Below are 21068 nucleotides of genomic sequence, written 5' to 3' on the forward strand. Positions count from 1 at the left end.
CGCGAGAAAAAGAAGGAGTGGAAGGCGTAGGACATCACGCGCGAACCTTTTATCTCCGTTAACGAGTGTTTGAACTGGATGAATCCACCTTTTATCTCCGTTAACGAGTGTTTGAACTGGATGAATCCACCTTTGATCTCCGTTAACGAGTATTTGAACTGGATGAATCCACCTTTGATCTCCGTTAACGAGTATTTGAACTGGATGAATCCACCTTTTATCTCCGTTAACGAGTATTTGAACTGGATGAATCCACCTTTTATCTCCGTTAACGAGTGTTTGAACTGGATGAATCCACCTTTGATCTCCGTTAACGAGTATTTGAACCGGATGAATCCACCTTTTATCTCCGTTAACGAGTGTTTGAACCGGATGAATCCACCTTTTATCTCCGTTAACGTCTCCCTTCTACACACAAATCGAATTACCCCCCTTAATCCCCCCTTGGAAAGGGGGGAAAAAGAAATCTAGTTCCCTCCCCTTTCCAAGGGGAGGGTTAGGGTGGGGTAAAACCTTGGGTTTTTCAGCTATTTCAGACTTGTGTATACACGGTAGCCCTTAGAAGAAGAAAGGTCAGAATATTCAGTTGCACATCGCCTACATTAAGCTTTTTAATCCCCAAATACCAAATACCATGCAAAACCGCAACTCAACAGCTACAACCACACTAGGAAAACCATTCGCCACTACAACTACCACCCGCAGACCTTTCCTAGAAATTAAAGACGTTACCAAAGTTTATCCCACAAAGAAAGGCCCCTTCACCGTCCTCGACGGCGTTAACCTCAACGTCGAACAGGGCGAGTTTATTTGCGTCATCGGTCATTCTGGCTGCGGCAAATCGACACTACTAAATATGGTATCCGGTTTTAACTTTCCCACATCCGGGCAAGTGTTACTCGAAGGAGAACCCATTACCCAACCAGGCCCAGACAGGATGGTTGTCTTCCAAAACTATGCATTGCTACCTTGGCGAACTGCTTTTGAAAACATCTACTTAGCTGTCAACGCCGTTTATCCCAACAAACCACAAGCCGAAAAAAGAGCGATCGTCCGCGATCATTTAGCAATGGTGGGACTGGCGGACGCGATGGAAAAGAAACCAATGCAAATGTCTGGCGGAATGAGACAACGGGTTTCTATCGCCCGTGCTTTGGCGATTCGTCCCAAAGTCTTAATTTTAGATGAACCTTTTGGGGCGCTGGATGCCATCACCAAAGAAGAATTACAAGAAGAATTGCTGAAAATTTGGGGCGATAACCGTTGTACAGTGCTGATGATTACCCACGATATCGACGAGGCACTATTTTTAGCAGACAAATTGGTAATGATGACCAATGGCCCCCATGCGAAAATTGGTGAAGTTATGGAAATTCCTTTTTCTCGTCCGCGCGATCGCAGCCGCATAATGGAAGATCCCCAATACTACCAACTGCGTAACTATGCCCTAGACTTCCTCTTTAACCGCTTTGCTCATGATGATGTAGGTTAAGCGCGATCGTCATTGATTTTTCCAGAATAATTCTTTGTTCCTCCCGCTACCATACCAGATGGTGGCGGGAGCAATTAATAGGGGTAATTCATGAATTGCCCCTACAACTACGTCTACAAGTTATAAAGTATGTGTAGAACGAGTATGTTGAGAAAAAATCTGTATGACAAGCTACCCAGAAACCCTAACTAGTAATGAATCCGTTAATGATTTAATCTCCGAGACGACAAGCATTAACCATGTTGAGGTAATTGAAAATGTCATCGATTCTTTGGAACAAGATAATAGTGCGATGGTTAGCCACACTCCAGAGGGTGCTTATCTCTGGAAATTTAAGTATGGAAGTGTGCAAGTATTTGTCCAACTCAACGGCACAACCGATGAAGACACCATAACAGTTTGGTCTGCGGTGCTAAATTTACCTGCCAAAGATGAACCTAAATTGATGCGGTATCTTTTGGAGTTAAACTGCTCCAGCACTTTTGAAGCGCGTTTCGGTATTATTGAAAATCGGGTGGTTGTAATATCCACACGCACCTTAGCAGAGTTATCTCCTGGCGAAGTGTCTCGGCTAATTACCGTTGTGGCAACGATCGCTGATAATAACGATGAAGCCTTACAAACTGAATTTGGTGCAACTTAAGGAATTTTAGATTTTAGATTGGGCTATTGCTACATCCGATGCATAGCAATCCGGTTTGGGCGAATCTGCAAAGACTTTTTTCTGTGTACCAATTAAAAAACGCCTGGGAGTGTTGCCGTGTTTCCACCCCAGGCGTTTTTTATTTTTAACTTGCTCCTCACACAAATAAATAGTATCACTGCTTCAATCAAAAGGCGAGTCTAGTAAGTGACACTTTTAAAACTGCACTGTCAAGTGAGTTTAAATTTATACTCCCTTGACTTGACCCCATCTGTATATTTGGGTGCGATCGCTCCAGAAAGGCGGTTTGGTTGGCCCGGATTTCTCACGCATAGTGTATCAGGGGAAGAGGAGTGTGGGGAGTGTGGGGAGTGTGGGGGGGTAAGACTTCTTCCCCATCCTCCCACACCTCCCACACCTCCCACACCTCCCACACCCCTTGGATTTCTCACAAGTGAGAAATCCAGGTTGGCAGACTGGAGAGCATCTAGCATACGTGTTGGGCTGCTGATTTCATTACACAGCCACTTTATTTATCATCACAAGCCTTAAAAAGGATCTAGCCTTTACAAGCCGTAACGTAACTAATTAAATAATTATTAAAGATATATACATCTTTGAATTAATGCCTGAAACTTTTTAGTAATCAATCAAACTCTCAAATAAATATTAGCACTCAATGCTTGTCAGTGCTAATTTGTAGCTGAGATTTAACGCCTATGATATAGACCAAAACTGCACTTTTTACAGATGCTTTAGTTCCTTTCCAGATATTATTTTAGAAGTAGAAAAAACTAAATATTTCCTGTAAGTAATATAAAGTTGAGAGTACTGGCATGAAATACACTTTTGATATTGTAGGAATATCTCCACTTTTGCAGTTTTTTAATCAGCAACAGCAAAATGGGCAAAAACCACCCCACCAAGGTGTGGAATACTTGGGAATGCATAGGTGTACGCTAGATACGTTTTTAGAATCGGTGGAATCAGTTCCAGCAAAGTGGGATTGGAATCTGGATCAAGTAGTAGATACGGTGATTAAGTTTTGGTTGAATAACTCAGACAGTATTCGTTATTGGAAAGTACGTTTAAATGATGCTGGTAAAGATAACTTACTAGTCACAAGGTTGGCGGATATAAACGCCTTACAAGCTGAATTTGAATCCCTACTAGATAAGGATTGGTGAAGAGATAGGTAAAATTGAAAAATAGTTCAGGAGGGGAGCAATCCCTGCTTCGCCTCCAGTCAAAATCAATAATTTACTCTGTTATTCTCGTTTTCAAGTACTTTGAGAACTTGGAGATATAAATTTTCGACTCTTTTCGTCTGAACTTCACCAAATGATGCATAGTGAGTTAAGCTAGGAGCGCCATTTACTTCAATAATTGTATAATCTTCCATTGGTGACGTTATATCACTAGCAAGAATATCCACACCTGCTAATCTCAATTCCATATCTTTTGTAATATTTACTGCTAATTTTTTAAAATCAGGATGGATATTGTCAGTGAAGTCTATTGCCTCACCTCCAGTTGATAAATTTGCATTATCTAAAAGGTAGACTATATTATTATTAGGTATAACATTACTAAAATTTAGCTTCCGTCTTCGCAAGTTTTTTTTGATTCTGTAATCTTCAAAATCTATAATTTCTTTTCTACCATTTTTGATAAAAGTTTCTTGCTTCTGTTGCATAAGTTGCAAAACAGTAGATTGACCATCTCCGATGATAAATAAGGGGATTCTTTGATATGCCGAAACGACTTTATCATCAAGTACTACAATTCTATAATCATTGCCACTATAGAACCGCTCAACAATAAATCCTGAGATTTTTTGCAAGATTTTCTTAGCGACTTGATAATATTCTTGCTTATTGTGAACCTTGGTGACAAACATTCCTTGACTAAGATTAATCGGCTTGACAATTACAGGAAATCCCAACTCCTTAGCATAATAAAATCCTGCATCTATATTTCTAGGATTAGTTATCTCTTCGCATAATTCGTCACTAAAAAATGTTTTTCCTTCAGTAACTTTATAGCCAAATTTATTTAAAAAAAAGTTTGAAACTCCTTTGTCTTTAGCGATCGCTACTGAACCAGAAGAATTAATACTAAACCTAGCACTACGAAAAAAGGTTTTATTGCCGTTTTTAAATGTAATCAGTCCCATAAAGCTGCATTCTGGGTCTACTAAAACTACTGCTCCTATTTCCTCTGCTACTTTTTGAATTATTGATGTTACAAATGGTATTTTCATTATCGATAAACTATAATTTTGCCGAGAAGATTTTAACTATTTTGTGACAATTAGTCAAGAATTTTTAATTTAAACAATTGCATCATGTCTCGTCCCTAAAGCTCTAGTCAAAAGCTAAAGAAAAATTCATTTTTGAATATTTCAATCAACTATGAAAGTTTAATTATTCTCAACTAACTATAAAAAATGTAAATGCCTGCAATGTAGCTTTACTGATCGCACTATAGAAAAATTAAGACTGTGTACGTGCTGATTAATTCTACGTACATTATTATTCATTTTCTCTTCAGCTTATAAATAGTATGTTTTCAGACATTAATGTTTGTTTTACCACTGATGTGGACTTTACTTATGTGTATGCATATAAATCATGCAAACCCAATAATTGCCAAACTTTTTGCTTGAACATAGTTGTTTCCTGGAAACAATTGCAAGTTAAGGCTTTGAGATTCATTTGTACCTGAAAATTACAACTTAATTGGTCTAAAATATAGCGCTCAGTGTTGACAATTTATTAATAATCGAATAACAAGGTGGCAGCAGCATTAAAAAAAGCGTTAGTGCATTCCTACCTAGAAACTAATTAACGCCCTTCATTAAACTTCATACGGTTAACATAATTATGCCAGAAAATACGGATAAGAAAACTTCTCAATCAGACAATCACACTATTGCGTATAAAGAACGCCTCAATTCTTGGGCGATCGCTCGTCTACTTCCTAATACGCAACGGGAGATTGTTGCTCGCTTTCGCAGCCGTTCTGATGCCGATGGCTATATGCGGCACCTTCCTCAAGAAATACCAAATGCTTCCTACATGGTTGTTTTTGATTGTCAACGCCAAGAAGCTGTAATTTAAAGTAAGTACAAGCGAATGGCATTAACCCTTGTTTTTCATCCAATACGCTTGGGTTAAAGGTTATTGGTGTAGATAATTGGTCTTCAAGACGTGATAAATCAAGACGCGATAAATCAAGACGTGATAAATCAAGACGCGATAAATCAAGACGCGATAAATCAAGACGCGATAAATCAAGACGCGATAAATCGCGTCTCTACAATCTGGTTTTGGGTTTATCTGGACTGTATTGGTTTTTAATCTCCATTACCCTTTTGTTGCGATCGCGGGCGTAGTCTACTTAAAATTTGCGTGAACCACTATATTTAATTTGCTCTCTAACGAGAGGCTTAGATCCCCAACTTACTTCAAACAGTTGGGGATCTTTTGATTTGTAGCACCTTCTTCCATCTCAATGAACCAGATAAGTTGCTCAAAACAACTTGTTAGGCCATTAGTAAGCGGCTTAGTAAGAGATGGGCGGCACTCTTTGCAGATGTCGTCAGCAATGGGCTTGAAGCAACTCGGAGAATCTGTCAAGAATGGGAGGTGGGTTTTCGTCCCCATATCATCGCTATAACTGCCAATGCTATGCAGGGCGATCGCCAACTTTGTCTTGCCGCTGGTATGGATGACTACATTAGCAAACCCATTCAACTGCAAGAGTTAGTTCAGGCACTCAGCAAATGTCCACCCCAAAGAAATTCTGAATTCACTTCTATCAAACAACAAGGGGAAGTGATGCGCCTAGAATTGCAACCTTCGTCAAATCTCTTACAGTCAGGGCAAAACCAGACATTAAAAAGTGCCAAAATTGATGCCAAAATCCTCCAATCCTTGCAGCTTATGCTTAGAGGAGATCGTGTGGCATTTGATGAACTGATTGAGTATTATCTTACAGAGACAGCTAGACTAGTGCAACATATCAGCACAGCGATCGCAACTCAGGATATCCAGACTATATGGCAGATAGCACACAAACTCAAGTCCAGCAGTGCTTCTATTGGAGCGATCGCCTTGGCGCAGCTTTGCAAGGTGTTAGAAGCACAGGTACGCAGCAGTAACAAAACAATCTAGAATTACTTTCACTACTGTATCAAGAATATGAACAAATTAAAACTGCCTTAGAAAAAGAACTTGCGAAGGAAGTACCATGAAAGCCACTGCTCAAGAAAGCCAATGTTTAGTTTTAATTGTTGATGATGAACCTTTTATTCGCCTGATATTGCGGCATTTCTTAGAGCGGGAAGGCTATCAAATAGCGGAAGCTCAAAATGGCATAGAGGCAATAAGTGTTTTTAACCAATTGCACCCTGATATAGTACTCCTTGATGCCATAATGCCGGATATGGATGGATTCGAGTGTTGCACTCAGTTGGAGCTTCTGGATTCTAACAAGCATACTCCAGTTTTAATGATTACAGGACTTGAAGATCAAGAGTCAGTTGACCGTGCATTTGCAGTGGGCGCAATGGATTTTGTTACGAAACCAATTCACTGGCCAGTTTTGCGACAACGGGTAAAACGCTTGATTCAGCAATCTCAGTTACAGCAAAAACTGGAAGCTGTGAATCTGGAATTGCAGCGATTAGTTACTATCGATGGATTAACTCAAATAGCGAATCGCCGACGGTTTGAAGAGTATTTTTCCCAAGAGTGGCAGCGCCTAAAACGCGAGCAACGTCCGCTTTCTCTGATTCTTTGCGACGTTGATTTCTTCAAATTATATAATGATACCTATGGTCATCGGGTAGGCGATCGCTGTCTTCAGAAAATTGCTCAAGCGATCAAAGATATGATTAAACGTCCCGGAGATTTAGTTGCCCGTTATGGTGGGGAAGAATTTGCTGTGATTTTACCTAACACAGACACGGAGGGGGCGATTCATGTTGCCGAAAAAATTTGTCATGCTGTCCGAGGACTAGCGATTCCCCATCAAAATTCCCAAGTTAGTTCTCATGTAACTATTAGTGTTGGGTTTACGACAGAAATTCCTCAGCCAGATTCTGACTTAGAAGAAATGATTGCCGCAGCGGATCGGGCGTTGTATAAAGCAAAGGCAGCAGGACGCGATCGCTTTGTGCAAAATATTTTACTACCCAGAAGTAAAAATTCCTGCTAGTTGTCCATTCCTTTAAGCGGTTTTCTTCTTCTATCCGTACTAAACCGGCGCGATATTGGGCTTCGCGATTTAGCCAAAATGCTGTTGTACTCCCTAAAACTCGTTCTAGCTTTAAAGCTGTTTCTTCATTGATGGGTGCTTTGCCATTGATAAGTAGGCTTATATGTTTCGTAGTGTAGCCTAATCGCTCTGCTAACTGTACTTGTGTCCAATCACGCTCTTCTAATATATCAGCGATAGTATCACCGGGAGGAGATACCCAATCTGGAGTAAAGGTACGGGTTGTCTCAATCATGGTAATCTCCAATGAAAACAATACAAACAGCAGTAACTTTTGACCAATCAATTAATCAGCAATTCCTAAAAATCTACACCTCGTTTAAGTTCTACACCTTGATTAGCATAGTGTTTGTGGCAATAAACCTCTGAGTGGACGCTAGCCAAGTCGAAGTATGCAGGTGGATTTTGGCAACGGCCAGTGATAATAATTTCGGTGTCGCGGGGTTTGCGGAGTAAAGCTTGAACAATGGGTTCAACGGGGAGTAGTTCTAAGTCAACAGTGGGATTGAGTTCATCGAGAATAATAGTTTTATACAACCCAGAGGCGATCGCAACTTTGGCAATTTCCCAACCTCGTTCGGCTTCTACATAATCTAATTCTTGTCGGGAATTTCGCCAGACGATCGCATCTCCACCGCAACGCTGATGATCCACCACTTCTGGATATGACTGCTGCAAAGCGGCGATCGCGGCGTCTTCTGTGTAACCGCTACCACCTTTAAGCCACTGCATAATCAATACACGGGTAGACCCTGGATGATTAATTCCTCTACCAATTGCCTGTAAGGCTTTACCCAAAGCACTAGTAGATTTACCTTTACCAGCACCAGTATAAATTTCAATCCCTTCCAGAAAGAGAGCTTTGGCTGTTGGGTGGTGATGAGGTTTCATTTCTGAGTGCAAATCTGCAATATCGAGCAACTTTTGGGGTGCGGCGCGTCCGGTAGCAATGATTTCTAACTCTTGGGGTTTGGATTTTAATGTCTTTACCACTTCATCCACTGGTAGCAAACCCAAATCCAGAACTGGGTTAATTTCATCTAAGACGACAACTGAATATAAACCACTAGCGATCGCACCTTTAGCCACATCCCAACCCCGCATTGCTTCATCTCGGTCAAAGGTGGTAATTTCCTCTGGGCCAAAAAATTCGGCTCTCCCGGTACGAACTTGGTCAATTAAATGGGGAAACCCGCGTTGCAAAGCTGCGATCGCGCCATCTTCGTCATAATCACGTTCTGGCCCTTTTAAAAACCGCAGCAGTAAAACACGATTAGAATTGCTAGGCGTATTTATTCCCAAGCCAATAGAGCGCAAAACCACCCCCAAAGCCGCTTGAGATTTACCTTTACCCAGACCATCGTAGACGTGAATTTGACCAATAAGCCGTTCTTGACGCACTTGCGCCGTCCTAATCCCAATACCGTTTCTTGTCATCTCTTGAAAAGCTATAACTATGGCAGTCTTTAATCTTACCTAACCTCTTGTACTCTCAGATAGAGAAACTACGCCTCTAATCCCGGATTTCTCACGCATAGTGTAGGCTTCAGGGGAAGAGGAGTGTGGGGAGTGTGGGGAGTGTGGGGAGTGTGGGGGGTAAGACTTCTTCCCCATCCTCCCACACCTCCCACACCTCCCACACCCCTTGGATTTCTAACTTGTGAGAAATCCAGGTAATGCGACTGTACAAGGGTCAGTTCGATCTATTAACAATATCAATAGAGGAATACTGGCACACCCGCATAGTAAAGGACAAGAACAATGGGATAATTTCCCCCATCACCCTTACTATCCCAGTTATACTCACTACAGTTCACCCTTACCCGTAACCATTTATGCCTGACAATTGGATGCTTCCCAGGATTTTTCCCATTGGTGGATTTCTGTTTGACTTTTTATTTGTACTAATTGCCATCCCCATCGAAGCTTATGTTTTGCATTCTCGACTAAAATTTGACAAAAAAACCAGTACTTTTTATGCAATTTCTATCAATCTGTTTTCCAGTGTAATTGGTTGGTTCATATTTTTTGTCTCAGAACCAATGTTGCCAATACAGGTTAAATCAGAATTAATTAACTATATGTTTTTTAATAATTTTAAATCGCCGAACACACAACCTTTAATTATTTTAACTGCTTGTATAATTTTTTTTGCTACCTTTTTGATGAAATTTTTCATTTTAAGAGTCTTGTTATTCTCATTAAATGAATCATTTGCGAAAAAAGAAGAGGAACCTAAAACATCCCAGCGCTTGCAACGGCGTCGTTTTAGCACCCTTAATTTCCAAAATACTAATTTAGTTACTACTATACTAATAGCAAATTCTCTGAGCTATAGTGCAATAACCATTATTTTATTATTTCGTTCAAAATAGCAAGAAATTACTTGTTTATTTTAGAGGAACATTATTGATTTATCGGGTTTAGGGAGGAATATGAATACGCTACTAAAAGATGTTTTTGGGGTTTTTAAATTTGCTGAAGGGCTTTATGCAGGAATTAGAAAATTATTAGTTCCACCCAAAGCTTATTCTTGGCAGACGTTTATTTATATGAGTGTTTTTTCTTGGCTACTCTCATATTTTGCCACAGGTTATATCAAAGATATAATTGCCTTTTTCGGTTGGTTATTTTTAATTGCTGGTACAGCTTGGTATACAACTGAAGATCCTTTGAGGGTTCCTGGGACTTTTATGCCAGTCGGGGCAGTAATCACTGGATTCTTAGTGAGTGTTTTTGCATTTGGAGATCAACGAGATGTAATTACACCAAGAACAATCGTTTTTTGGCCAACAATTTCAGCACTAATTACCGCAATACCAGAGTTTATTGAAGGAAATGATACCGACGCAAAAGCTCGCATTCCTAAGCCACAAGACCGCCAAAGAATCATAATTTTAGTTGCTAGTAGTATGCTGCTAAGTTGCTGGATTCAGTTTCACTTTGTGACGGATAATTGGTTACGACAATATCCGAGTTTGCAAGCAGATACTTTTAAACATAGTACCTTTATTGTCAGAACCGAAGCAGCAGTAAAAATTCCCCAAAATGGCCTTGTAATTCTAGAAAAACTTCAACCAATCGTAGTAGAACAAATAGCTGAAAGACCTTGGTCAGAAGTAGAGAAATGGTTGCTAGATGCGAAACAACGGGTAGGAAATCTGGGTAGGGAAATCATTAAAAAGAACCTGAGTAAATATGAAGAGAAGGAACTATGGCGCGTTGAACCGCGTGTAACTAATACGAAGTCTGGATATATATTAGATTTATTAAGTATTTGGATAGGCCCGAGTTCTAACCCACGAGGCTATTACTTAAAAAAATCTTGTCGCATTGAACCAGTTGCAGCAGCTACTAATCCAGAGAATAAGATTACAGTTGCAGAAATTGAATGCGATCGCGCCAGTAAATTAATTCCTGGTTCACCGCCTCCGCAGCAGTGAGGAGTGGGGCAGAGGGGCAGAGGGGCAGGGGGGCAGAGGGGCAGGGGAGCAGAGGGGCAGGGGAGCAGGGGAGCAGGGGAGCAGGGGAGCAGAGGGGCAGGGGAGCAGAGGGGCAGAGGGAAGAATAATAAAATTACCTTTTTACCCTTTGCCTCTTCTCAATGACCAATGACCAATGACCAATGACAAATGACCAATGACAAATGACAAATGACTATTAACAGAATTTTTGTATTGGCAAAGAATGTATTTCAGGAAGTGGTACGCGATCGCATTCTATATATTATTGGTTTTTATGCGCTAGTACTCGCCACTGCTTTCCGCGTCCTTCCTGAATTTGCAGCTACGGCTGAAGATAAAATGTTTTTAGACTTTGGGATGGCGGCGATGAATGCCATCGGGTTAATTATTACGATATTTATTGGTACGGGACTAATTAATAAAGAAATTGAAAAACGCACTATTTTAGTATTAATTGCTAAACCTGTTAGTCGCAGCGAAATTATCGTCGGCAAATACTTGGGTTTATCCGCAGTTCTAGCTGTGCTTGTCGCTACAATGACAGCAATTTATCTGGTATTTCTGCAAATTGGCAATATTCCTCATCCGACAGCAAGCATTCTAATTGCTGCAATGTTCTTATTTTTGCAGTTGTCATTAATTACTGCCGTGGCTATTACCTTCGGTGTTTTTACTGCTTCTCTGCTAGCGACTGTTTTAACCTTTGCGGTATATTTAATCGGAAATATTACTCAAGATTTAGTACAACTTGGTCGTCTTAGCCGTAACCCTGGTATGGAACGTCTAACTCAAGCTTTGTTTCTTTTCTTGCCAGATTTATCTCGATTAGATTTGAAAAATGATGCCGTATATGGTCTGCAAGCACTACCTGACACCACTGCACTGATTATGAATGCTGGTTATGGCTTACTTTATAGTGCCATGTTGTTAGCGATCGCTATTCTAATCTTTTCACAACGCGAATTTTAGGTATCGGGCATGGGGGGAGAGTACAAGTGGAAAGACTTGTTGTAAATTCTAATTTTTGTCACCTTGTCCCCCCTGCCTCTGCTGAACTGTACTACACATCTACAAGGGTTGAGTACCTTGGCTAGATGCTTTTTGTGCAATAGTTTTCAAGCGAGTCGCTCTGCTTTTACGGATACGTTCACTTTTGCGAACTCCACCAGCCATCTCATATTCGCGGCTATCTTTGCCGTATTTAAAGCCGATTCCCATGAGCATTTTTTCGGAGAAAGTACCCAAGGTTTGTTCTAACTTGTCAATTTCTACTTTGGAAGAGTCAATCGTGCTGAGAGCAGTATTATGAGCTTCTAACTTGCCGCGTAATTGCTCAATTAGTTCTGTCAGCATTTTTAAATTACAAGTCTCTCCAAGATCCAGATTGACATCAATTGCTTTGAGTCCAGCAAATCTTAACTCAGCATTTTCTAGAACGCGGGATGTACGTTTTCTCAAAGACATAAATTTAGTTACTGGTAATATTTATATAGTTACTATGCCCTATTAAAAATATATTCTGGTTCAGCAAAATCCACAAAAATAATGATACTTTTTATGAAATAGATACTCGTAAATTCTCTTAATTTATTTAAAGTGTTTATCTAATCTTAATTCCAGTTTGAGCATTCATAACTACAAAAGAAGCTGTGTTAAATTCAGAAGAAACTGTGTGAACTACAGCTTAAGCATTTATAACTACAGAAAAAGCTATGTTAATTACAGCTTGAGCATTCATAATCACAGAATAAGTCGTATTAACTACAGCTTAAAGATTACTTATATGATAAGTAATCCTTATAGTTAATTTTTAAGCTCTATTAATTAAGGCTTCAAGTTTACTTATTAGATAATGAGCGTCTATAACTACAGCTTCACTATTAATAAGTACTGTTTAAGTTGTATGAAGTACGACTTAAATAGTACTTATAGTTGTTAACCTATAGGTAATATCAAGTTCAGAGCGATCGCCCCCTGACACTTTTACTTTTAGAGCGATCGCATAGTAAGATAATCACAAGTGCGATCGCATTCTCTTGACGAACAGCAAGCGATTCATCAGAAACTTACCCCCCTTAATCCCCCCGATGTATTGGGGTGGAAACCAGAAATCCAGTTCCCTCCCCTTTATAAGGGGAGGGTTAGGGTGGGGTAAAACCCTGGTTAATCAGCTATTTCAGACTTGTGTATACACGGTAGTTATAGAGAAAACAGAACTAAAAGTCTCTAAAAAAACATATAGGACTCATATTTGATTTTTGAAATATACGTAGGGTGCGTTATGCCTCTGGCTAACGCACCATCCGAAGGCTTTGGTGCGTTACGCTACGCGATAACACACCCTACGCATACTTAGATTTTTTCATAAATCAAATCGGATTCCTATATATAAAGAAGGAAAAAATCTTTGGTTTCTGTTCTGGCATTTGATAGACAGGATGACTATATAGGTATTCCCATGCTATGCATGGGAACCAAATCAAAAAATTATCTCTTTACAAGGCTAACTCTAGCTAATAAATAACTATCTGAGGTTGCTCAATTGTGCCATCAGGCATAATTGTATCTCGCAACTTCGCATAAATTAAATTTGTCTTCCAAAGGTTTGCCTTACTCAAGTTTGCTTTAGTTAAATTTGCCCATGTCAAATCTGCACTAGTTAAGTTAGCCTCAGTCAAATTAGCTTCTAGTAATTTTGCTCCACATAGCTTTGCTCGTGTGAGATTTGCAAAACTTAAGTTAGCTTCAATCAGCGATGCTTCAATTAATTTGGCTTCACTTAAGTCTGCTTCTCTCAAATCCACATCACATAAAGAAGCGCCCCAAAGATTACTACCTGTAAATTTAACCCGCCATAAGAAAGTTCCGCACAAATTTGCTCTCGTTAAATCAGCATTAGTCAAATTGGCTTCACACAAAGATGCTTCATACAAATTAGCATCACGTAAGCTAGCTTGCATCAAATTTGCGCCACTTAAATTAGCACGAGTTAGAACACAGCCAGACAAATTTGCACCCCGCAAATCTGCTCCAATTAAGTTAATACCACTTAAATCAATTCCTTTCAGATCGATTCCCCTAAAGTCGCATCCACTGAAATCTCGGCGCTGAAAATATTTATTTGTGATTTGACTTAAAATAAATTCCTGTTGTTGAGCATAATTGTTCATGGTATTCACCTCTGGGTGTAATTGATCTCAAAGGTTGAGTGTGTTAGTTACCGCAATACTTCTCGGTTAGGCATTTTTAATTCGGAATCGGGTTTTGGTTAAAGGTTTTTTCTTTACCCTTAACCGAGAAGTATTGGTAGTTACCGTATATTGAGAGTACACCGCAAACGGAGATTAGCTCAGTAAATAATCAAAAATAAATTAAAAGAAAATCGGCAATCACTTGAAAATGCGTTTTTTCAGTGGTTTTTAAAACAAAAAATGCTGACATAAGTCAGGAAATATTCATATAACAAGAATCATGTTGCTGACTCCAAATTCAAAATTACCATAAGTAATATTAATGGCGTATCTTTTTGTTGCTTTCACTACTGCGCTTTTTGATTTACTTGTAACCAAATTTCTAAACTAGCAAGCAACCACAGCTTTACTCCATACCGACTCCAAGTATCTCCTTGATAGTTTAACCAATTACGAATTGGCAACTGGTTTAAGTAAGGAGTGATAGCTGCATTCCGATTTAGCAATAAATCTCTGGCTTCTTGCTGCCAATATTTCCGAAATCCTAACTGCACCGGTACCATCATGCCACTTTTGGGACGATGAATAATTGTGTCTGGTAAAATATCTGCGATCGCTTGCTTTAAAACTGCTTTTTCTTCCACTCCAGAAAGCTTATACTCTGGAGGTATCTCCATGCTTAACTCTACTACTCGTTGGTCAAACAGAGGAGAACGACCTTGCAAAAGAGCAGCTTGAGTCAAGTTACTAACTTTGGTCAGAATTTGGTCAGCGCCTTTAAATTTGATATTCATTGCCATCAAACGATTCAGATAGCTAGCTTGAGAATATAAATCTTCAGCAAAAACCCAAGGTGCTGTTTGTACTGCTGTCCAAACTTCTGGTTTTAAAAGTTGCGGTAAATCAACAGCGCACTTTTGAAAGGAGATTAAATAAGCTTGCAATGCATCCTGATTGGTGACAGAGCCATATAAACTATTAATTAGCATCGGCTGATTTTTTGGCCCGCCAAAACAAGGGTCGCCACCTTCACCATTTAAAACTACTTCTACGCTTTCTCTCGCCAGTCGTCCCAGCAACAGGTTGGGAACAGTCAGTGGGTCGCCAATGGGGTCATCTAAATAAGCCATTGTTTCCGGCAGGCGTGCCCACATATCCTTAAAAGTAATTTCTAAAATGTGGTGCTGCGTCTGACAATGGGATGCAACGAGACTGGAAAATTCTAACTCATTGGGACATTCCGAACCAAAATGAATCGAAAAGGTGTGGACTGGTGCTTTGTGGAATTTTGCTACTAAAGCAGTGATACTGCTAGAGTCCAAACCACCAGAAAGAAAAACGCCAACGGGTTCATCTGCTGGTGGTAAATATTCTTGAACAACTTGCTCTAGGAGTTCTCGCAAGCGATCGCCATGCCATGCTAAGGGTTGATCTATTGCTACAATCTGTTCTTGAAGTTGCCAATAAGCTGTAACTTTGTGGTCGGGAAATTCTAAAACGGTTCCAGGTCGGAGTTCCCGCACCTGTTCCCAAAGGGTTCGTTCGCCGGGAACAAAGGCACAACAAAGATAATCTCGCAACGCCACCAAATCTAAATCGGATGAACGATGGGATGCTAAAGTTCTCAGTTGAGGCGCAATCCAACGAACTGAACCAGTGGTAGTGTAATAGAGAGTACGAACACCGATGCGATCGCGAATCAATCTCAACACCTGTTTCTCTCTATCCCAAACAACTAGCGCAAACATCCCCACAAGTTGGCTAAGACTTTCATTACCCCATCGTTCCCAAAGATTAGCCACCAGTTGCAAAGAACTTCCTTGAAAGCTATCTGGTTCAATTCCCAACTTTTGCAGCAATTGCACTTGGTTAGTTAACCAAACATCACCAACAACAACAAATCGTCCTCTAGAACTGATTGCTAATTTCTCCGTCGGCAATTCCGAAGTTGTGGGTGGTAAAATTACAGAAATTTTTTCATCTCGCCAAGCTATATTTTCATAGTTTGCATCAACTGTTCCCCAAGCTACGCGCCAGGTTGGGTTAGTTTTGATGAATTCGATTTTAGGAGATTTACGATTTTTAAACGCATCAAATAGCATGGGAAATTTTCAAGGCATATTAGTAAGAATCCTATATCCAATCACCTAAGAGCAAGCGAGGCTACGGTGTACACATAAGTCGAATTACCCCCCTTAATCCCCCCGATGTATTGGGGGGAGACCGGAAATCTAGTTCCCTCCCCAATACATACGGGGAGGGTTAGGGTGGGGTAAAACCCTGGTTCATCAACTATTTCAGACTTGTGTGTACACCGTAGTTTGTCAAGGGGGAGAACCGGATATTTGTTTCCCCCCTTTACAAGGGGGGATTAAGGGGGGTAAATCCAATTTACTCCTTATAAAGATCCAGCAATCATCCCAGCAAGTAAAATAAAACCAATCCACACATTTTGCCGGAACATCTCACCATAAGCAGAATTAGGTAAGTATCGCTCTCTTAATCGCAGAGACTGCCAAACCCATGCGATAGTGGCAACTGCAAGGCTAATCCAAAAGGCTAAGTGCAGATGTATAACTATGCCTAACCAAGACAATAACAAGATTGTGCCAGCAAAGAAAATTCCAATAGCTAGAGGGGCATAATTACCAAAAAATAGGGCACTAGAATTAACACCAATGCGGCGATCGTCTTCTTTGTCGCTCATGGCGTAAACTGTATCAAATCCCAATGTCCACAGTACTGTCGCGCCCCAAAGCAACCAAGTTGGTTGAGAAATGCTTTGCGTTACCGCACTCCAGCTAATCAAGACCCCAAAACCCCAAGCGATGGAAAGTACCAGTTGCGGTACGGGAAACACCCGCTTTGCACCTGGATAAAGCAAAATTACAGGCACTGCTGCCACGCATAACCAGAAACTCAGGGGGTTAAGATAAAAGGCCAAAACTGCTGCACACGCTAAAGAGACGATCGCAACTACAATCCCAACTTTCACAGATAAGGCGCGAGAAGCGAGGGGGCGATCGCGTGTTCTTTCCACTTCTGGATCGATATCCCGATCCCACAAATCGTTGACAACACACCCCGCCGCACTCGTGGCCAGAGTACCCAATATAATCACACCAACCAGAGGTAAAGGCGGTTTTCCTGAAGCTGCCAAAAACACAGCCCAAAGGGCAGGAATCATTAAAATTAACCGCCCTTCTGGTTTATGCCAGCGTAAAAGCCGGATAATTACAAGCCAAATTGGTGACTGGGGGCGTTCTGGCGTCGTTAGCATAGAAATCAACAAATAACTTTAGAGAGATGAATTCACACTTCTTTACATCTATAGAATAACGTTATTTGTTATTTGTAAAAACAGAACCGAAAGTGGCAACTTTAAATATTTTTAAATAGTCACTCAGGTTATAAATAGTAGGGTGAATATACATAGCTCAGTTACCCTCGACCAAGCTGAGTTGCGAATGCTGAGTATTTTTTAATTTACTCAATATTCAGCACTGGCTCAACGCCCTGCTACCGCTAACAGCACTCAGTCTGAGCAAGTGTGTTGTCATAAATATCAGTGCTAGCTACCCCGACATATCACCGTTTGCCATCATTTCTTAATAGAGAGAGAAAACTAGATGCTGAATTTAGTTTCTAGCTGGGAGAGTATTCCTACTCAACCATCTAAGCAACATCGGATTATTGCTGCCATTGACCTGGGAACAAATTCTCTACACATGGTAGTAGTCAAGATTGACCCCACACTACCAGCTTTTAGCATTATTGCTAGAGAAAAGGAAACCGTGAGGCTTGGCGATCGCAATCTTACCACTGGAGAACTCAAGCCAGAGATAATTGAAAAGGCGATCGCTGCTTTAGGACGCTTTCAAGAAGTTGCCAAAACTATCAACGCTGAAACAATCATTGCTGTGGCAACTAGTGCTGTGCGAGAAGCACCTAATGGTAAAGATTTTTTGCACACAATAGAAACGGAGTTGGGTTTAAGCGTTAACTTGATTTCTGGTCAAGAAGAAGCGCGGCGCATCTATCTTGGCGTGCTGTCGGGGATGGAATTTAACAACCAGCCCCACATGATTATTGATATTGGCGGTGGTTCCACAGAATTAATTTTAGGCGATAGTCAGCAAGCCCGCACTCTCACCAGTACCAAAGTTGGTGCAGTGCGACTCACTAGCGAGTTAATCACTACCGATCCCATCAGCAACACTGAGTTCCAGTATCTGCAAGCTTATGCACGCGGGATGTTGGAACGTTCTGTAGAAGAAATCTTAGCCAACCTAGAGTCTGGGGAATCTCCGCGTTTGGTGGGTACGGCGGGCACAATTGAAACCCTGGCAATGATTCATGCACGAGAAAAGTCGGGTGTTATTCCTTCGACTCTTAACGGCTACCAGTTTAGTCTTCAAGACTTACAAGAGTTGGTAAATCGCTTGCGGAAACTGAGTAATTCCGAAAGGGCTGAGATTCCTGGTATGCCAGAGAAGCGCCCTGAAGTTATCCTCGCTGGCGCAGTCATATTACAGGAAGCAATGACCCTTTTGGGTAGTGAATCGGTAACAGTTTGTGAGCGTTCTTTGAGAGAAGGCGTAATTGTAGACTGGATGCTAACCCACGGTTTAATTGAAGATAAGCTGCGCTACCAAAGTTCAGTTCGGGAACGGAATGTTCTCAAACTGGCGGACAAATACCACATCAACTTAGAATACAGCGATCGCGTGGCAAAATTTGCCGAGAGTTTATTTGACCAAACTCAAGGTACTCTACATCATTGGGGAACTGACGAGCGACAAATGCTGTGGGCAGCGGCAATATTACACAATTGCGGTCACTATATCAGCCATTCGTCTCACCACAAGCACTCTTACTATTTAATTCGCAATGGTGAATTACTCGGTTATACAGAAACTGAGATTGAAATTATTGCCAATTTAGCGCGTTATCATCGCAAATCGCCGCCCAAGAAAAAACATGAAAACTACCAGAGTTTGCTGACTAAACAACAGCGACAAATTGTTAGTCAATTAAGTGCAATTTTAAGATTGGCAGTAGCATTAGATAGACGACAAATTGGTGCAGTTGCTCAAGTACAATGTGAGTATTATCCACAACTTAATCAGGTCAATCTGCTAATTTTCCCAACTCAATTGGATGATGATTGTGATTTAGAACTTTGGAGCTTAAATTATAAAAAAGGAGTGTTTGAGGAAGAATTTGGAGTGAAATTAGTAGCGAGTTTAGAAAAGTCCAGTATTCCTAACTTGTCTTAGAAATTAGGGTGCGTTAACGCAGTGTAACGCACCTGCACATAGCTTAGGGACTTGCATGAAAATAAAGTACCAATAAACCTGCCTGGTTGGGACACTATTAACCCGCAGATCCCTTATGTTTATAGCGTTTCCTAATCACATGAGGTACATCTTAGCCCCCTCCTTGCTTGCGGGGAGGGGGTTGGGGGTGGGGTTCTTGTACCTCACTCAACCGATAACCGCTATATGCTTGCGATCGCTAATCAGCTTGAGAAGTTAGTCTCAGTATAAAAGTTTAAGGTAAAACTCAGAAAAATTTATTTAATAAATAACTTTTTAGGAAGGTATGATTAACAAGTAACATTCTATTGTATAACAAAAATCTTAATTAAATTTGTAACCTCTATTGCTTTAAAATATTCATCTAATTTTGACATCTAACTTAAGGACGAATTTATAACTGTCCCAAGAACCATTTAAAAACAAACATTAGTAATTAGAATAGAGTTAACAATCTATTAAATGTAGGTTATGTTGCTAGTGGATATCTAAGCCGGGAAACTTAGGTATCCTTATATAAAATTTCACTAGTTTAATAAGTAATCATGCAGACATAATATTGAGGGCTGCAAAAGAAACTTGCGCAGAAGCTTAGAAAGAAGTAGGGGCTTTTGCCCTTGCGCCCCTACCACAGGTGTGGTTCAAATAGATGAAAACTGCTGTAGCTGTTGTTTGCGCTCTGAAGTTATTCAGGCACTGCGATCGCCTAATACAGTTCTTGGAGGGTTAATAACCTGATTTAGTATAAGTTTTAACTGTATCCATATCGGAAGCTAAAGGAACTGAAACCGATCCAGACCTATTATCCATGTGATTACACTGAATAAGTTTGATAGCTAGTGCTTTTTAGCTTGATTAGATAGATAATAAAACTAAGTATGAGCAAAAATAGAGAACTCACATTTAAGGAGCTTTAATGACTAGACCTATTAGCAGTGCTGTAAATTCATTAGTAGCAAACTTCTCGCGACGAAATGCACTTTTGTGGCTTGGAGGTAGTGGAATAACTACCGCCTTAATGGTGGTAACACAAAAGGAAGCGAACGCTAAAGACAGCAAAGAGTTGAAATTGGTGAACCCACCAACATTATATAATCCAACCCAAAATGGCTATAGCCATATAGCTGTGACACCATCAAGGGCGAGAACCGTCTATATTTCTGGTCAATTTGGTTCCGATTTACAAGGGAATCTTGTCTCCAATGAATTTGAAAAGCAGTTAATACAGGCTTTTAAAAACCTCCGTTATGCCATAGCATCGGTTGGGGCCCAACCACAAGATGTCGCAAAAATTACTGTTCTTATAGTGGATCACAACCAAAGTAAATTGATCCCGTTAGGACGTGAAATTATAAATTTATGGGGGAATAAACCACCAGCAAACACTCTTATTCCCGTTCCTAGACTTGCACTTGACGGTATGTTGTTTGAAATTGATGCTTATGCGGTAATTCCAGAAAACCGTAGTTGAGGGCTGGTTTCAATATAACCCTATCAATCACAGTCGGCGGAATAACAGACTTCCGCTACTGTCAATCAAGAATAGTCTCTACTATTTGAGTAGGTAATTGCCTTTAGTCAGACTACAAAACCTAACTAAAAATCCCAGCAGGTGCTAATAGTTAGCTTTTGTTAACTTGGCTTTTTAAAGATTAAAGGGAAAAGGTGAAAGGTTTC

General features: G+C 40.4%; 19 protein-coding genes and 1 pseudogene. 12 read left to right on the forward strand and 8 right to left on the reverse strand.

Going from position 1 to position 21068, the window contains the following annotated elements:
* The first annotated feature begins 78 nt into the window (after positions 1-78).
* The 3 genes from V7K61_RS13285 (at position 79) to V7K61_RS13295 (ending at position 2135) form a co-directional block, all read left to right on the forward strand.
* Positions 79-471 carry a hypothetical protein gene (locus V7K61_RS13285; RefSeq protein ID WP_335053741.1) on the forward strand — a complete coding sequence of 131 codons (393 nt, stop codon included), beginning with the start codon at positions 79-81 and terminating at the stop codon, positions 469-471.
* A gap of 163 nt (positions 472-634) precedes the next feature.
* Entirely contained in the window at positions 635-1492 is an 858-nt protein-coding gene (locus V7K61_RS13290; RefSeq protein ID WP_335053742.1) for a nitrate ABC transporter ATP-binding protein, read from the forward strand.
* A gap of 163 nt (positions 1493-1655) precedes the next feature.
* Positions 1656-2135, forward strand: coding sequence for a YbjN domain-containing protein (locus V7K61_RS13295; RefSeq protein WP_335053743.1), 480 nt, complete (start codon positions 1656-1658; stop codon positions 2133-2135).
* Positions 2136-2365: 230 nt separating this feature from the next.
* Here the strand turns inward: V7K61_RS13295 and V7K61_RS13300 are convergent, their stop codons facing one another.
* Positions 2366-2587, reverse strand: a complete 222-nt coding sequence (locus V7K61_RS13300) for a hypothetical protein (RefSeq protein WP_335053744.1) — start codon at positions 2585-2587, stop codon at positions 2366-2368.
* A gap of 384 nt (positions 2588-2971) precedes the next feature.
* Between V7K61_RS13300 and V7K61_RS13305 the strand changes: the two genes are divergently transcribed.
* Positions 2972-3322: a hypothetical protein gene (locus V7K61_RS13305; protein ID WP_094351438.1), complete on the forward strand. Its 351-nt coding sequence runs from the start codon at positions 2972-2974 to the stop codon at positions 3320-3322.
* A gap of 65 nt (positions 3323-3387) precedes the next feature.
* On the opposite strand, the gene V7K61_RS13310 is transcribed toward V7K61_RS13305, so the two are convergent.
* Positions 3388-4398, reverse strand: coding sequence for a cyanophycin synthetase (locus V7K61_RS13310; RefSeq protein ID WP_335053745.1), 1011 nt, complete (start codon positions 4396-4398; stop codon positions 3388-3390).
* Between the two features lie 622 nt (positions 4399-5020).
* Between V7K61_RS13310 and V7K61_RS13315 the strand changes: the two genes are divergently transcribed.
* The 3 genes from V7K61_RS13315 (at position 5021) to V7K61_RS13325 (ending at position 7358) form a co-directional block, all read left to right on the forward strand.
* Positions 5021-5257 (forward strand): hypothetical protein, encoded by a 237-nt coding sequence (locus V7K61_RS13315; protein WP_335053746.1) that lies wholly within the window; start codon positions 5021-5023, stop codon positions 5255-5257.
* Between the two features lie 528 nt (positions 5258-5785).
* On the forward strand, positions 5786-6313 hold the full coding sequence (locus V7K61_RS13320; protein WP_335053747.1) for a response regulator: 528 nt from the start codon (positions 5786-5788) through the stop codon (positions 6311-6313).
* Between the two features lie 76 nt (positions 6314-6389).
* Positions 6390-7358 (forward strand): PleD family two-component system response regulator, encoded by a 969-nt coding sequence (locus V7K61_RS13325; RefSeq protein ID WP_335053748.1) that lies wholly within the window; start codon positions 6390-6392, stop codon positions 7356-7358.
* Between the two features lie 91 nt (positions 7359-7449).
* Here V7K61_RS13325 and V7K61_RS13330 read toward each other — a convergent pair.
* Positions 7450-7653, reverse strand: a pseudogene (locus V7K61_RS13330) (helix-turn-helix transcriptional regulator); the annotation flags it as partial.
* Positions 7654-7718: 65 nt separating this feature from the next.
* On the reverse strand, positions 7719-8855 hold the full coding sequence (locus tag V7K61_RS13335; RefSeq protein ID WP_069068662.1) for a cob(I)yrinic acid a,c-diamide adenosyltransferase: 1137 nt from the start codon (positions 8853-8855) through the stop codon (positions 7719-7721).
* A 398-nt stretch (positions 8856-9253) separates the two neighbouring features.
* Between V7K61_RS13335 and fraC the strand changes: the two genes are divergently transcribed.
* The 3 genes from fraC to V7K61_RS13350 all read left to right on the forward strand — a co-directional run bounded on the left by fraC (position 9254) and on the right by V7K61_RS13350 (position 11851).
* On the forward strand, positions 9254-9793 hold the full coding sequence (gene fraC / locus V7K61_RS13340; protein WP_335053749.1) for a filament integrity protein FraC: 540 nt from the start codon (positions 9254-9256) through the stop codon (positions 9791-9793).
* A gap of 60 nt (positions 9794-9853) precedes the next feature.
* Positions 9854-10861: a septal junction protein FraD gene (fraD, locus tag V7K61_RS13345; RefSeq protein WP_335053750.1), complete on the forward strand. Its 1008-nt coding sequence runs from the start codon at positions 9854-9856 to the stop codon at positions 10859-10861.
* Between the two features lie 210 nt (positions 10862-11071).
* On the forward strand, positions 11072-11851 hold the full coding sequence (locus V7K61_RS13350; RefSeq protein WP_335053751.1) for an ABC transporter permease: 780 nt from the start codon (positions 11072-11074) through the stop codon (positions 11849-11851).
* 99 nt (positions 11852-11950) lie between these two features.
* On the opposite strand, the gene V7K61_RS13355 is transcribed toward V7K61_RS13350, so the two are convergent.
* From V7K61_RS13355 to V7K61_RS13370, 4 genes are all read right to left on the reverse strand, one after another.
* A complete protein-coding gene (locus tag V7K61_RS13355) occupies positions 11951-12346 on the reverse strand; it encodes a hypothetical protein (protein WP_335053752.1) in 396 nt (131 codons plus the stop codon).
* 1049 nt (positions 12347-13395) lie between these two features.
* Positions 13396-14052 carry a pentapeptide repeat-containing protein gene (locus V7K61_RS13360; RefSeq protein WP_335053753.1) on the reverse strand — a complete coding sequence of 219 codons (657 nt, stop codon included), beginning with the start codon at positions 14050-14052 and terminating at the stop codon, positions 13396-13398.
* A gap of 368 nt (positions 14053-14420) precedes the next feature.
* The gene (locus tag V7K61_RS13365) at positions 14421-16175 is read right to left on the reverse strand and encodes an asparagine synthetase B family protein (protein ID WP_335053754.1); all 1755 of its coding nucleotides are present in this window, start codon (positions 16173-16175) and stop codon (positions 14421-14423) included.
* A gap of 296 nt (positions 16176-16471) precedes the next feature.
* Positions 16472-17353, reverse strand: a complete 882-nt coding sequence (locus V7K61_RS13370; RefSeq protein ID WP_335053755.1) for a 4-hydroxybenzoate solanesyltransferase — start codon at positions 17351-17353, stop codon at positions 16472-16474.
* Positions 17354-17702: 349 nt separating this feature from the next.
* Between V7K61_RS13370 and V7K61_RS13375 the strand changes: the two genes are divergently transcribed.
* Both V7K61_RS13375 and V7K61_RS13380 read left to right on the forward strand, forming a co-directional pair.
* On the forward strand, positions 17703-19352 hold the full coding sequence (locus V7K61_RS13375; RefSeq protein ID WP_335053756.1) for a Ppx/GppA phosphatase family protein: 1650 nt from the start codon (positions 17703-17705) through the stop codon (positions 19350-19352).
* Positions 19353-20307: 955 nt separating this feature from the next.
* Positions 20308-20862, forward strand: a complete 555-nt coding sequence (locus V7K61_RS13380) for a RidA family protein (RefSeq protein ID WP_335053757.1) — start codon at positions 20308-20310, stop codon at positions 20860-20862.
* Positions 20863-21068: the final 206 nt, after the last annotated feature.

Origin of the sequence: Nostoc sp., from assembly GCF_036918015.1 — a bacterium.
Taxonomy (GTDB): domain Bacteria; phylum Cyanobacteriota; class Cyanobacteriia; order Cyanobacteriales; family Nostocaceae; genus Nostoc.

Bases quoted from the DNA above. Each gene is read 5' to 3' on its own strand.
- V7K61_RS13285 (WP_335053741.1), top strand. From the start codon at position 79: ATGAATCCACCTTTTATCTCCGTTAACGAGTGTTTGAACTGGATGAAT.
- V7K61_RS13290 (WP_335053742.1), top strand. From the start codon at position 635: ATGCAAAACCGCAACTCAACAGCTACAACCACACTAGGAAAACCATTC.
- V7K61_RS13295 (WP_335053743.1), top strand. From the start codon at position 1,656: ATGACAAGCTACCCAGAAACCCTAACTAGTAATGAATCCGTTAATGAT.
- V7K61_RS13305 (WP_094351438.1), top strand. From the start codon at position 2,972: ATGAAATACACTTTTGATATTGTAGGAATATCTCCACTTTTGCAGTTT.
- V7K61_RS13310 (WP_335053745.1), bottom strand. From the start codon at position 4,398: ATGAAAATACCATTTGTAACATCAATAATTCAAAAAGTAGCAGAGGAA.
- V7K61_RS13315 (WP_335053746.1), top strand. From the start codon at position 5,021: ATGCCAGAAAATACGGATAAGAAAACTTCTCAATCAGACAATCACACT.
- V7K61_RS13325 (WP_335053748.1), top strand. From the start codon at position 6,390: ATGAAAGCCACTGCTCAAGAAAGCCAATGTTTAGTTTTAATTGTTGAT.
- V7K61_RS13335 (WP_069068662.1), bottom strand. From the start codon at position 8,855: ATGACAAGAAACGGTATTGGGATTAGGACGGCGCAAGTGCGTCAAGAA.
- fraC (WP_335053749.1), top strand. From the start codon at position 9,254: ATGCCTGACAATTGGATGCTTCCCAGGATTTTTCCCATTGGTGGATTT.
- fraD (WP_335053750.1), top strand. From the start codon at position 9,854: ATGAATACGCTACTAAAAGATGTTTTTGGGGTTTTTAAATTTGCTGAA.
- V7K61_RS13350 (WP_335053751.1), top strand. From the start codon at position 11,072: ATGACTATTAACAGAATTTTTGTATTGGCAAAGAATGTATTTCAGGAA.
- V7K61_RS13355 (WP_335053752.1), bottom strand. From the start codon at position 12,346: ATGTCTTTGAGAAAACGTACATCCCGCGTTCTAGAAAATGCTGAGTTA.
- V7K61_RS13360 (WP_335053753.1), bottom strand. From the start codon at position 14,052: ATGAACAATTATGCTCAACAACAGGAATTTATTTTAAGTCAAATCACA.
- V7K61_RS13365 (WP_335053754.1), bottom strand. From the start codon at position 16,175: ATGCTATTTGATGCGTTTAAAAATCGTAAATCTCCTAAAATCGAATTC.
- V7K61_RS13370 (WP_335053755.1), bottom strand. From the start codon at position 17,353: ATGCTAACGACGCCAGAACGCCCCCAGTCACCAATTTGGCTTGTAATT.
- V7K61_RS13375 (WP_335053756.1), top strand. From the start codon at position 17,703: ATGCTGAATTTAGTTTCTAGCTGGGAGAGTATTCCTACTCAACCATCT.
- V7K61_RS13380 (WP_335053757.1), top strand. From the start codon at position 20,308: ATGACTAGACCTATTAGCAGTGCTGTAAATTCATTAGTAGCAAACTTC.